Raw genomic sequence first — 12,162 nt, 5'->3', positions numbered from 1 at the left:
ACCGTCTGGTGGAAGAAAAGGCAGACCACCTGTATGCAGTCTGCCTTTTGCCTGATGCTAAAGTCCGCAGACACGCGGGGCTTACAGCACCAGCGAGGGCGCGGTGTAGACCCGTGCCTTCAGCTCGCTGTTTAGCATATACAACCCCTTGCTGTCACCGCCGAACAGCTCCATCTTGGTAATGAGGTCAGCGGCGTTCTTCTCCTCCTCGCCCTGTTCCCTGATGAACCAGTCCAGCATCTGCATGGTGCGGAAGTCCCTGACCTCGTATGCGGCGGCGTAGATGGCATCGATGCTGGCGGTGACCAGCTTCTCGTGCTCCAGTGCCTTTTTCAGCGGGGTCATGTTGTCGCCTCGTTCCCACTCCGGCTTTGCGATAGCCTCAAAGGTGACGCCCTCGCCGTTATTCTGCAAATACTGATAAAACAGCATGGCGTGATCCCGTTCCTCCTGCGCCTGTACCCGATACCAGTTCTCAAAGCCGTCCAGTCCGACGGCGGCGTAGTAGTTGGCAAAGTCCAGATACAGATAGGCGGAGTAGAACTCCTTATTGATCTGCTCGTTGAGCAGCTTAGATACGTTAGCGTTCATGATACTTCTCCTCCATAAGATTGTCTTTTTCCTGCTCCCGGCAGGGGGGCAGATATACCGTACCCAGAGCGATGCTGGGATGCTCCCTTTTCATCTCCAGGAACACCTGCTCCGCCGTAGGATGCTGTTGCAGCTCCGTTACGGCGGCCAATATCTCCTCTGCGTATTTTGGCATACCGCCAATCCTCCAAATGCAAGAATGAGTCTTATTCTTATGCTTTTATTATACCTATATTTTTTTCTCTGTCAACAACCACAAAGGGCTTGTGCTCCAAAAGCTGCCTCGAAGTACCTTGACAGTTTTAACTGTATCTTTTATATTTCAGTATAACCTATATCAGTAGCAAATACAGTTGCGTTGGAGGTTGATTATGCGTCAGATATTACTTTGTGCGGCACTTGCCACCTCGCTTGCGCTGCTGAGCGGCTGCACGCTGTCCAAGACAAAAGCGGACACGGCGGAGGACGCTCCAGGCAAGGCGGCGTATCATAAGATCAGCGCCGAGGAAGCCTATGAGATGATGGTCTCGCAGGAGGTCGTGGTGGTGGATGTCCGCACCCGGGAGGAATACGATGGCGGGCATATTGAAAACGCCGTCCTTGTGCCCAACGAGAGCATCGGGAGCAAAATGCCCGAGACGATGCCCGATAAGGAGGTGACGCTGCTGATCTACTGCCGCAGCGGCCGCCGCAGCAAGGATGCTGCACAAAAGCTGCTGGCGCTGGGGTATCAGAGCGTCTACGACTTCGGCGGCGTCATCGACTGGCCCTACGAGCTTGTGAAGGAGGGATGATTGTGGACAGTTCTTTTAATCTGGCCGTCCATGCGCTGGTCTGCCTGAGCCACAGTGGACGCTCCCTCAGCAGCGAAGCGCAAGCGGAGAACGTCTGCACCAATCCCACCCGCGTCCGCCGGGTGCTGACGGGGCTGAAAAAAGCGGGAATGGTGGAGACCCGGGAGAGCTTGGACGGCGGCTACCGCCTGACGGCAGACCCCGCAACCCTTTCTCTCCGGCAGGTAGCGGAGGCGGTGAATACCCGCTTTGTGGACTGCGCGTGGCACAGCGGCGACATTGACCGGGACTGCGCCATCTGCTCCGGCATGGCGGGCGTGATAGATGCGCTTTACCGGAGCATGAATGAGGAATGCGCCGCCTATCTCTCGCACATTACGATCACGGATATTGAAAAACAGCTTTTCACACAGAAATAGGAGGATTTTACGATGCTTACCATTACGACCAACAGCTTTGAGAATGACGTCCTGCACGCGGACAAGCCCGAGCTGGTGGATTTCTGGGCCCAGTGGTGCCCCTACTGCCGCCGTATTGCCCCGGCCTTCGACAAAGTGGGGGAGTAGTACGCCGACACGCTCATCGCTGGCAAAATCAACTACGACGAGGAGCCGCAGCTCATCGAGCGTTTCGGCATCGACACCATCCCCACGCTGATGCTCTTTAAGAGCGGCTAGGTGATCGGCTCTGCGGTTGCGCCCGGCTCCAAAGCCGCCATTGAGACATTTATCCGGGAAACGCTGGCGCAGTGAGGGCGTGGCTATGGAGCAGATCTATGATACGCTTCCATGTAGCACTTCGTGTCTCCTTAGAAACCGAGGGCAACGGTCAAAGCCATCCGTTTGCTCCATGGTCAAAATGCAAAAAGCGCAGCCGCAGAGAACATCTGCGGCTGCACTTCGATCCATTTTCAAAGCTTCGGCATCACTCAACGCTATATTGTTGTCTAAATAAATCAGCGACGATATTTTGCTTTTGAGGCATCGGGCGGACAGACGAAGTCAGACTCGCCGCCTACTCCGCGCAGAGCTCCGCCACCAGAGCGTCCATCTGCGCTTCGCTGGTTTGGTTCAGTGCGCCGCGCAGCGATACATCTGTTTCACACAGTCGGAGTTCCTTCATCTTTTCCAACTCGGCGCGCATCAGCCGCGCGGCAGCAGGGGCCCATGAGCCGTTTTCCATGAGGCCGATCCGGCGGTTTCGGAATCCCTTTGTCTGTAAATGATCCAAAAAGGCCTTCATGGGCGGGAACAGTCCTCCGTCATAAGTGGAGCAGGCCAACACCAGTTTCCCACAGTAGAATGCGCTGGTCACGGCATAGGAAAGTTCTGTTGCCGTCAGATCGCACATGGTGACTTGCGCACCTTTACCCTCCAGCTTGCTCTTGAGGGCCTCCGATGCATATGCGGTATTTCCATGGATGGATGCGTGAGCGATCAGGATGCCCTCCGGTTTTTCCGGTTTCCATTGTGACCAGAGATCATAGAGCCGCAGATACTCCCCCAAGTCTTCTGTGAGCATGGGGCCATGGAGCGGGCAGATCGTTTTGATCTCCAACGCGGAGATTTTTTTCAGCAGCGCCTGCACCTGTGCGCCATACTTTCCGACGATGTTGTAATAATACCGCCGGGCCTGCGGCGCCCAGGGGGCACGGGCAGTCCGTTCCAGTGAACCGAAGCGGCCGAAGGCATCCGCCGAGAACAGGATCTTTTCCTCCTCTTCATACGCTGCCATCACCTCCGGCCAGTGTACCATCGGCGCCAGCAGAAAGCTCAGTCGGTGCAAACCCAAGGAAAGCGTATCTCTTTCGCCAACCTCCAGCATACGGTCTTCCGGCAATGCACCTGTGCCGAAGAACTGCTTGATCAGGGTAAATGTTTTCGCGTTTCCCACGATCTTCATCTCCGGGTACTTTTGTGCCAGCCGCATGAGGCTGCCGGAATGGTCCGGCTCCATGTGTGTGACCACAAGATAGTCGGGGCTGCGCCCCTCCAACACCCGCGCCACATTGGAAAGCCATTCTTCCGCCGCCCGTGCGTCCACGCTGTCCATCACGGCAATCTTCTCATCCAGAATGACATAGGAGTTGTAGCTCACTCCCATAGGCTGGACGGGGTACTGGTTTTCAAAGAGTGCCAATGTGTTATCATCCACCCCTACATAGCGGATGGCATCTGTTACCGTTTGAATGGTCATAATACAAAACAACTCCTTATCATCTGTTCAAGACCTGCATCTCCGGGTTCTTCTCCCCGAATTTCTCGCGCAGCGCACTGCAGATATCCTCCCGGGACTTGCCCTGCTTCTCACCGTTTTTAATGAGCTTGTACGCCTGAAACAGCGCAGAGGGGCCGATCTCGCTGCTGAAAAAACCGATGCCCTGATTCCATGCCAGCAGCTCGAACACGTCGTCCAACGCGGCGCTCTCCACACCGTGGATATATGCCTTTACCAGCTCCCGCGCCGCCTGCCTCATCCGGCCCGCACCGACAGCGTTGGTCAGGGACAGCAGCAGCAGCAGCGTTTCGTAGGGCAGTACGCGCTTCTCGCTCTGCCATGTGGTCTCCCAAAAATCCACGGCGATCTGCCCCAGCTTTTCATCAATCATGGGATAGTTCAAAAGATCCAGCGGCTTGAAGGGAGCGGAGCTGTCGCCTGCATTCTTCTCCACACGGCAGAACCAGACATGGAACTCCGCCTCACTCCGCTGCTCGGTGTGGTGCTCGTAGCCCAAGCCCTCCATGACAGCGTACAGTGAATGCGGCTCAAAGGTCTGGATGATGTGTAATCCTTCGCCCACCACAATCATATCATAAACATGATTGTTGTTCATATCTGAACCCTCCGTTATTTCGCCAAGGCTTCCTGAATGAAACGGTCGATCTCCGCCTTTGAGCCGGGCGCGGTGATGGAACCCACGGCCTTTCCGTTCCGGAACAGCACCAGAGTCGGGATGACCTTGATCCCCTCGGCCCCCGCCAACTGCGGCTCCTCGTCAATATTGATCTTGCCGACGGCAAGGCTGTCCGCGTATTCCTCTCCAATCTTCTCATACGCAGGGCCGATCCTCCGGCAATAGCTGCACCAGGGCGCCCAGAAATCCACCAAAACAGGCTTTTCCTCCCGGATCAACTGCTTAAACTGCTCCTGATTCATGTTCATAGCTGCCATATCTGCCAGCTCCTTTCCTTTGTTTTCTTATAAATCGTCTATTAGTGCGGTACTCTTGGCGTAAGCGGTACTGCGTGCCTCAAAGAAATCGGTCTTGACCATGTTGGCGTCGGCGTACTGGCTGACCCATTCCATGCTCTCCGGTTCGCTCTCAAAGCCCGGATACAATGCCGGATAGCCAAGGCTCGTCCAGCGAAGATTGCCGAGATAGCGGATGTAATCGCTGATCATCTGCCGGTTCAACCCCGGGATGTCGTCGCCGATCACATAATGCCCCCATGCGATCTCCTGCTCCACGCCCTCATGCATCATCTCGCGCAGCGCTTGTACGCTCTCAGCGGTGAACAACTCCGGCTGCTCCTTTTGCAGCTCTGTGATGATATTGCGGAACAGCCACAAGTGCGTGTTCTCATCGCGGTTGATGTAGCGAATCTCCTGCGCCGAGCCGGGCATCTTCCCGTTTCGGGAGAGATTGTAGAAGAACATAAAGCCGCTGTAAAAATAGATGCCCTCCAAAATATAGTTCGCCATCATCACGCGCAGCAGCGAAGGAGCGTCCTTCCGCTCCTGAAACTCGTTGTAGCAGTCCCCAATGAAGGTGTTGCGGCGTAGCAGATGCTCGTCCGTTTTCCATTGGTAGAGGATGTCATTGCGCTCCACGGGGGAACAGATGGTGTCGAGCATATAGCTGTAGCTCTGTGAGTGGACACACTCCTGAAACGCCTGAATGGACAGGCAGAGATTGACCTCGTTGGCGGTAATGTAGGCGCCGATATTAGGCAGGTTCGCTGTCTGAATGGAATCCAAAAAGACAAGAAAACTCAAAATTTTATCGTAGGCGCTGCGCTCGGCTGACAACAGGCGGGGATAGTCCTTCACATCCTGCGAGAGATTGATCTCCTCAGGGATCCAAAAGTTGTTCATGGCCTGCCGGTACCAGTCGCTGACCCAAACGTACTTCATATTGTTGAAGTCGTTGAGGTTGGTGGTATTGCCGCCGATCATGCGCCGCAGGCGCACATCAAGGTCGCCCTCCGGGTTAAAAAGGGACTTTTTCTTCAGTTCCGTCATGCTATCCTCCTTATGACGAGCAGCTTTCGCAGTCCTCGACCTCAAGGGCCTTGCTGCGGACATAGTAAATGGTCTTGGCGCCGACCCTCCACGCCTCTAAATACAGTCTGAGCACCTGACGCATGGAATAGTCATTGGTGATATAGAGATTCATGCTCTGCGCCTGGTCAATATGTCTCTGGCGAAGGCCCGCGGCGCGCACCGACCAGCTTTGGTCGATCAGATGCGCCGCCTTATAGTACCACCATGTATCCATAGAAAGCTCCGGGGCAACGCGGGGCAGCATGCTGCCCTTTTTCTCCTCTAAGAAGAATTTCTTCATAATTGGATCGATGCCTGCTGACGTGCCGGAGAGGATAGATGTGCTGGAGGTCGGTGCGACCGCCAGCAAATAGGCGTTGCGCATTCCCTGCACCGCCACCTTTTCCGCAAGCGCCTGCCACTTTTCGGAGGTATAACCCCGCTTTTCAAAATACGCGCCCGTCTGCCAGTCGCTGCCCTCAAAGAGTGCGTAACGACCCTTTTCCCGTGCCAGTGCTGCGTCCGCCTTGACGGCGGCGTAGTTGATGTGCTCGAACACCGCGTCGGTGAAGGCAAGGTGCTCCTCGCTCTCCCAACGGATGCCGCGCTTTGCCAGCATGTGGTGGTAGCCGCTGACGCCCAGGCCGATGCTGCGGTACTTCTGATTGGTAAGCCGCGCGTATTCCAACGGGTAGAAGTTGAGGTCGATTACATTATCCAGTGCGCGGATGGCCGTTTCCACCGTGCGTTCCATATAGGCCTCGTCCTCCACCGGCAGATTACCGAGAGACAGACTCGCCAGGTTGCAGACCACAAACTCACCTGGGCGTGTGGCCGTCACCACCACTGTGTTGCCGCTCTCCGTGTGCACCTCAGTGCTGATATGCTCGATGGGCGCCATGTTCTGCGCGATCTCCGTGCAGAGATTGGAGCAATAGATCATTCCCGTGTGGCCGTTTGGGTTCATACGATTTACGCTGTCGCGGTTGAAGGCGAAGGGCGTGCCGGTCTCAACTGCCGAGCGAAGCACCAGCCGCACGATGTCCTTGACGGTGACGCTACGCTTTTCGATGCGCGGGTCATTGACGCAGTCCAGATACCGCTTCTCCCATTCCGTACCCCAGTAATCCTCCAGTGCGTAGCCCTTGACCGTGAGGATCTCATGCGGACACATGAGATGCCACGGCGCGTCTATGTTCTCCTCCGCCAGTCGCCAGAAGAGATCCGGATAGCACACGGCGGGAAACACATCATGCGCCTTCATGCGGTCGTCGCCGTTGTTAGTGCGCAGTTGAAGGAATTCCGGCAGATCCCGGTGCCATGCGTCTAAGTAAACCGCCACAGCGCCCTGCCGCATCCCCAACTGATCCACCGCCACGGCGGTGTCGTTGACCAGCCGGATCCAGCGGATAACACCGCCCGCCGCCCCTTGAAAGCCGCGGATGGTGCTGCCTGCAGCGCGCACCTTACCGAAGTACATCCCCATTCCACCGCCGAATTTAGAGACCTTTGCGAAGTTGTCCAGCGAGCGGTAGATGCCGTCCAGACTGTCCGGCACAGTGTCCACAAAGCAGCTTGAAAGCTGATGGTAGGGCTTTCGCGCGTTAGACATGGTAGGTGTCGCCATCGTGACCTCCATACGGCTGAGCATATCGTAAAAGCGCTTTACCCACCCCATGCGGTCAGAGCCTTCGTTCATAGCAAGATGCAGCGCGATACCCAAAAACATCTCCTGCGGTGTTTCCAGCGGCACGCGGCTGCGTGACTGGATCACATAGCGTTTGAGCAGCAGGTCAAGGCCGGAGTAGGTGAACAGCTCGTCCCGTTCCGGGCAGAGAAAGTCCTCCGCCATGGCAATCTCCTCGTGGGTATAGTGGGCAAGGATATAGTCACCGTAGAGTCCCTTATCCGTCAGATAGCGAAGCTTGCCATAGAGGTCGCCGACGCCGCGCCCCTCCCATTCCTGTGCGTTGCGACAGCGAAAGGAGTGGTTCAGAATCCGCGCCGCGATGAACTCCCACTTGGGTGCCTCTGCCGTAGTCAGCTCTACCGCCGCCTTGGTCAGTGCCTCAGCCCGCTCATCCTCCGTCATGCCCGGGCGACAGAAACTCTCAAACTTCATTTGAAGCGCCGCGAGGGAGTAGACTTCCTCGGTAAAATCCATCTGGATGCGGCGCAGCACCTCGTCAAGCGAGTCATCCCCAACCGTCCGCGCGATGGTATGCCGGACACGGCGCAGCGCAGACCGCTTTTCTCGGTAGAGGATGTACGCCTTGGCCACCTCATAGTGTCCGCGCTCCATGAGCGTTCGCTCCACCTCGTCCTGCACACGTTCCACGGTGAGCGGCACTGTGACGGAGAGATTGTCGAGAACGGTGGCGAGGATCTCATCCAGCTCTCTGCTCCCGATCTCCTTGCCCTGTTCGTCAAACGCCTTTTTCATGGCGTTGAAAATTTTCTCCTGTTGAAAGGGAACAGACTCCCCGTTTCGTTTTCTTATCTCCATTTCGATTCTCTCCTCTTCTCCGGTCACTTGCCTAATAGGTTTTCCATGGGGACCTTCACGTCGTTGAAGATCAGCTCCGCCGTAGAGGAGGAGCGAATGCCCATCTTGTCATAGTTGTCGCCGAACTCAAAGCCCTTCCAGCCCTTCTCCACGATGAAAGCGGAGATGCCCCGGGTGCCGATGTCCGGCGTGATGATGGCGAAAACCACATAGGTGTCCGCCTTAGGGGCGTTGGTAATGAAAATCTTGCCGCCGTTGAGGAGGTAGTAGTCCCCCTTATCCAGCGCCGTGGTCTCCGTGCCGCCGTCCACACGGGCCAGCTCCTCGACCGCGATGGCGTAGCTCAGGGCATCAAGACCGGCACCGCCGTACTCCTTGGGGTAGGGAATGCCCATCCAGCCCAGCTTCCCCAGCTTCTTGACAGTCTTCTTGGGAAACTCATTGTTCTGATCCATTAAAAATGCGAGGGGATTGATCTCCTCCTCCGCAAAACTCCGGATCTTCGTGCACCGCCGTGGTTTGAAACAGCATACGGGTACCTCCTCTTAAAATTTTACAGTTCGCTTGTATCTTGGAGATCGTATCCTCCGGTCAGCAGCCTGCGCAGGCTCACGGCGCGGAACGCCTCGTCCTGCTTTCGCTGCAAGGCCGCCAGCTGATAGTGGATGGCGCACCGCCCGTGCTCGTTCTGCCAGCGGCACTCATATCCCGGCTCCATGCAGGCACGCAGGACGCCCCGCTCCCCCATGACCCCCATGAGATCGTAGAGGGAGGTCGCGTCCGGGTCACAGGACAGCGCGCAGCCGCCGAGGGCGCCGCGGCTCACCCGCACCAAATTGCCGGCGGAGAGCTTGCGCAGGATCTGGTAGGCAAACTGAGTGGGGATCAATTCCGTTTTCGAAATCTCAGCCACCGAATGCTTCTCCCCGTCCAGCAGCACCCGCAAAATGCGCATCGCGTAGTCCGTCTCTTTGGTAATGATCATGCTCCGCATCCTCTTTTCGCTTGCTTGTTAGTGCCATCATATCAATCTTGATAAATTTTGTCAAGATAATTTCAAAAAAAATTAGCGCTTTAACACAGACCGCCCCAGCCCGGGTCAGCTTCGCTTTCCATTCAGCGAAAAGCCATGTTCCTTACAATTATAGAAGCCGAAAAAGCTGTGCCGTGGCAGTCCGCCGAAAGCAGAAAAGACTATGACTGAAAACCCGAAAGCGGAGAAATTGGTTGGGGCTCGCAGGGGTCGCCCGCCCAGGGCGGATGAGACGATCCCTGACAAGCCTAAGCCGTCCAACCGAAACAAGCAATAAAGTGCGTACTTTTCATTTTATATTCGACGCATTATGTTAAGATGTGCAGTAGATGCTCCATTTTGCTGCCCATTCTCTGCTGGAATCGGCGCACTCTTTCAGTTCAGTTTCGACTTCAGCATTTATCGGCAAGTTTTTCTTATAGCGGATGGTATGCTCAAGGCTTGCCCAGAAGTCCATAGCGATTGTACGGAGTTGTATCTCCACCGACACATGGATCTCTTTTTCCGCAAAGAATACCGGCAGCCGGATCGTCAAGTGCAGACTGCGATAGCCATTTGGCTTAGGGTGTGAAATATAATCTTTCTCCGTGATGATTTCAATGTCGGACTGTTTTTTTAAGCACTTTGCCAAAAAGAACACATCCTCCTCGAAAGAGCAGATCACCCGCACACCGGCAATATCCATGATATTTGCCTGCATGGTCGGAAAATCCAGAGAAAGTCCGCGCTTCTGCATTTTATTCATAATGCTGGACGGCGACTTCAAGCGGCTTTTTATACTTTCTATCGGATTGCGATCATGCTGCAATGAAAACTCTTCGTTTAGAATTTCCAACCTGCTTTCCAGTGCTTTCAGCGCACATCGGTATTGCAGCATGACTTCCTGATACCTGCGATTTTCGCTTAAAAGGCGCTGGCACTGCAAATCATCTAAGCCTTTATCTGCCGCAACCGTCAAGCCAAATAAATTCTCACTCATAGCTTCTCCATTCCGCAGGGATAGGCGCTCCGCGCTGTCTGCCGCTCTTGTGTTACGACTTGATAAAAAATGTATCCGCCGGAGAGATGGGAACAGGTGAAACCGTACTGCGTCAAAAGTCGGCAGGCCAGATAACTGCGAAGCCCTGTCTGGCAATTCACATAAACAGGCTTACCCCGGTCTAACTCGTCTAAATGCTCCCGCAGATCGTCCAAGGGAATGTTCCGAAAGCCGTCCAGATGACCCCGCTGATACTCCCACGCCGTGCGGACGTCCAGCAGCGTCGCACTGCCATCGCAAGGCAAGTCCTCAACATCATTCCAATGGAACTGCCGTACCTTCCCGCTCTCTAAATCCTCGATCATAAAACCGGACATATTGACCGGGTCTTTGGCAGAAGAATAGGGCGGTGCATAGGAAAGGTCAAGCTCCGTCAGTTCCAGAGCTGTCATTTTTGCGCGAATGGCCGTTGCCAGTACATCAATGCGCTTGTCCACACCGTCGCCGCCAACGATCTGCGCACCGAGCAGCCGCAGGCTTTCTTTTTCATACAGCACCTTCATTACCATAGACTGTGCACCGGGATAATAGGCCGCGTGGGATGCCGGGAACAATACGACTTTGTCGTAAGCAATCCCTGCTACCCGCGCTGTCTTTTCATTGATCCCCGTAAAGGCCGCTGTCAAGCCAAACAGTTTCAGAACAGACGAGCCTTGAGAGCCGTGATAGCGGCTGTTTCCGCCGCAGATATTGTCAGCAGCAATGCGTCCCTGCTTGTTGGCGGGTCCGCCAGCGAAATCAGCACTTTCTGTCCGGTCACGAAATGGGTAACCTCTACGGCATCGCCCACAGCATAGATGTACGGCACGGAGGTTTCCATCCGCTCGTTGACAGCGATACTGCCACGAATACCAAGCCTGAGTCCGGCTTCTTTTGCCAAATGCGTATCCGGGGTAACACCGATGGCCAGCAGCACCATATCCGAATGCAGTGGTTCACTTTCTTCCAACAGTGTCAGCACGGAATCTCCGTCCTGTCGGAATCCGGTGACGGTTTCACCCAACCGCAGAGCCACGCCGTGTCTGCGCATTTCCGCATGGACAAAACTCGCCATATCCGCATCCAGCGGCGCTAAAAGCTGCTTGGGACGCTGGACGATGGTGACGAAAACACCCATTTCTGCAAGGTTTTCCGCCATTTCCAGACCGATAAAGCCGCCGCCAGCCAAAAGCTTCTGATCCTCAACAAAGCGCCTGATGCGGAGGGTATCCTCCACGGTGCGCAGCGTGAAAACACGCTCACTGCTGACACCGGAAAGCGCGGGAACCGTTGGCTTTGCGCCGGGGGCAAGAAGCAGCTTGTCATAGGTTTCCGTGTAGACCTTCCCACTGTCCAGTGCACGGACGGTGACGGTTTTCTCTGCGGGAATGATCTCAGTTACTTCCTGCCGTACTCGTACATCAATGCGAAAGCGATCCCAAAAGCTCTCCGGAGTTTGCAGCGTCAGTTCTGCTTGCTCTTTGATCACACCGCCCACATAATACGGCAGGTCGCAGTTGGCATAGGACACATAGCCGCTGCGCTCGATCATGATGATCTGCGCGTGTTCATCCAAACGGCGGATGCGGGCAGCGGCCGAAGCACCACCCGCCACACCGCCTACGATCACAACTTTCATCTTGCGCTCTCCACCATTGCGGCGATCTCCGACTTAGGCCGATAGCCCACCGACTTGGCGACGGCTTTTCCGTCCTTGAAAACGACCAGCATCGGAATGCTGGATACCTGAAAACGCATTGCCAGCTCCATCTGCTCGTCTACATTGATCTTGCCCACCTTGAGGGCACCGCTTTTTTCTTCGGCAAGCTCATGCAGTATAGGAGAGAGCATTTTGCACGGTCCGCACCAGTCCGCGTAGAAATCCAGCAAAACGGGTTTGTCGGAATGCAGTACCTCGTTTTCAAAATTCGCAGCAGTAATTTTCAGTTCAGTCATG

General features: G+C 55.3%; 13 protein-coding genes and 2 pseudogenes. 3 read left to right on the top strand and 12 right to left on the bottom strand.

The genetic code is table 11. The features are described from left to right. Positions 1-81 precede the first annotated feature (81 nt). Both WKT11_RS06730 and WKT11_RS06725 read right to left on the bottom strand, forming a co-directional pair. The gene (locus tag WKT11_RS06730) at positions 82-594 is read right to left on the bottom strand and encodes a ferritin (RefSeq protein ID WP_119244993.1); all 513 of its coding nucleotides are present in this window, start codon (positions 592-594) and stop codon (positions 82-84) included. Next, a complete protein-coding gene (locus tag WKT11_RS06725) occupies positions 581-766 on the bottom strand; it encodes a transcriptional repressor (protein ID WP_243280285.1) in 186 nt (61 codons plus the stop codon). Before WKT11_RS06725 ends, WKT11_RS06730 begins: the two co-directional genes overlap by 14 nt. Before the next feature lie 196 nt (positions 767-962). Here WKT11_RS06725 and WKT11_RS06720 point away from each other — a divergent pair, with 196 nt between their 5' ends. The 3 genes from WKT11_RS06720 to WKT11_RS06710 are packed head-to-tail and all read left to right on the top strand — an operon-like array spanning position 963 to position 1,951. Next, on the top strand, positions 963-1,385 hold the full coding sequence (locus WKT11_RS06720) for a rhodanese-like domain-containing protein (RefSeq protein WP_196002867.1): 423 nt from the start codon (positions 963-965) through the stop codon (positions 1,383-1,385). 2 nt (positions 1,386-1,387) lie between these two features. Then, positions 1,388-1,804 carry an Rrf2 family transcriptional regulator gene (locus WKT11_RS06715; protein WP_119244994.1) on the top strand — a complete coding sequence of 139 codons (417 nt, stop codon included), beginning with the start codon at positions 1,388-1,390 and terminating at the stop codon, positions 1,802-1,804. Positions 1,805-1,816: 12 nt separating this feature from the next. Continuing rightward, positions 1,817-1,951, top strand: coding sequence for a thioredoxin family protein (locus WKT11_RS06710; protein ID WP_243009406.1), 135 nt, complete (start codon positions 1,817-1,819; stop codon positions 1,949-1,951). A 448-nt stretch (positions 1,952-2,399) separates the two neighbouring features. Here the strand turns inward: WKT11_RS06710 and WKT11_RS06705 are convergent, their stop codons facing one another. The 10 genes and pseudogenes from WKT11_RS06705 to trxA (WKT11_RS06660) form a co-directional block, all read right to left on the bottom strand. Beyond that, positions 2,400-3,581, bottom strand: a complete 1,182-nt coding sequence (locus tag WKT11_RS06705; RefSeq protein ID WP_119244983.1) for an FprA family A-type flavoprotein — start codon at positions 3,579-3,581, stop codon at positions 2,400-2,402. A 19-nt stretch (positions 3,582-3,600) separates the two neighbouring features. Then, entirely contained in the window at positions 3,601-4,218 is a 618-nt protein-coding gene (locus tag WKT11_RS06700) for a hypothetical protein (protein WP_196002866.1), read from the bottom strand. Between the two features lie 14 nt (positions 4,219-4,232). Next, positions 4,233-4,556, bottom strand: a complete 324-nt coding sequence (gene trxA / locus WKT11_RS06695) for a thioredoxin (protein WP_055200381.1) — start codon at positions 4,554-4,556, stop codon at positions 4,233-4,235. A gap of 27 nt (positions 4,557-4,583) precedes the next feature. Next, positions 4,584-5,627, bottom strand: a complete 1,044-nt coding sequence (locus WKT11_RS06690) for a ribonucleotide-diphosphate reductase subunit beta (RefSeq protein WP_196002865.1) — start codon at positions 5,625-5,627, stop codon at positions 4,584-4,586. Positions 5,628-5,637: 10 nt separating this feature from the next. Beyond that, positions 5,638-8,154: a ribonucleoside-diphosphate reductase subunit alpha gene (locus tag WKT11_RS06685; RefSeq protein ID WP_196002864.1), complete on the bottom strand. Its 2,517-nt coding sequence runs from the start codon at positions 8,152-8,154 to the stop codon at positions 5,638-5,640. Positions 8,155-8,180: 26 nt separating this feature from the next. After that, positions 8,181-8,685 (bottom strand): annotated as a pseudogene (locus WKT11_RS06680) (acyl-CoA dehydrogenase family protein); the annotation flags it as partial. A 22-nt stretch (positions 8,686-8,707) separates the two neighbouring features. Then, the gene (locus WKT11_RS06675; protein WP_119244985.1) at positions 8,708-9,139 is read right to left on the bottom strand and encodes an RrF2 family transcriptional regulator; all 432 of its coding nucleotides are present in this window, start codon (positions 9,137-9,139) and stop codon (positions 8,708-8,710) included. A 361-nt stretch (positions 9,140-9,500) separates the two neighbouring features. Continuing rightward, positions 9,501-10,166, bottom strand: a complete 666-nt coding sequence (locus tag WKT11_RS06670; RefSeq protein ID WP_243280284.1) for a GTP pyrophosphokinase — start codon at positions 10,164-10,166, stop codon at positions 9,501-9,503. Further along, positions 10,163-11,844 (bottom strand): annotated as a pseudogene (locus WKT11_RS06665) (FAD-dependent oxidoreductase). The gene WKT11_RS06670 and the pseudogene WKT11_RS06665 overlap by 4 nt, the downstream one beginning before the upstream one ends. Continuing rightward, on the bottom strand, positions 11,841-12,161 hold the full coding sequence (gene trxA, locus WKT11_RS06660) for a thioredoxin (RefSeq protein ID WP_055200394.1): 321 nt from the start codon (positions 12,159-12,161) through the stop codon (positions 11,841-11,843). Before trxA (WKT11_RS06660) ends, WKT11_RS06665 begins: the two are co-directional and overlap by 4 nt. Position 12,162 lies beyond the last annotated feature (1 nt).

The organism is Blautia sp. HCN-1074 (assembly GCF_037890165.1).
Classification (GTDB): Bacteria; Bacillota; Clostridia; order Lachnospirales; family Lachnospiraceae; genus Blautia_A.
Note: the sequence above shows the minus strand (reverse complement) of the source record. Positions and strands in the feature narration are given on the sequence as shown.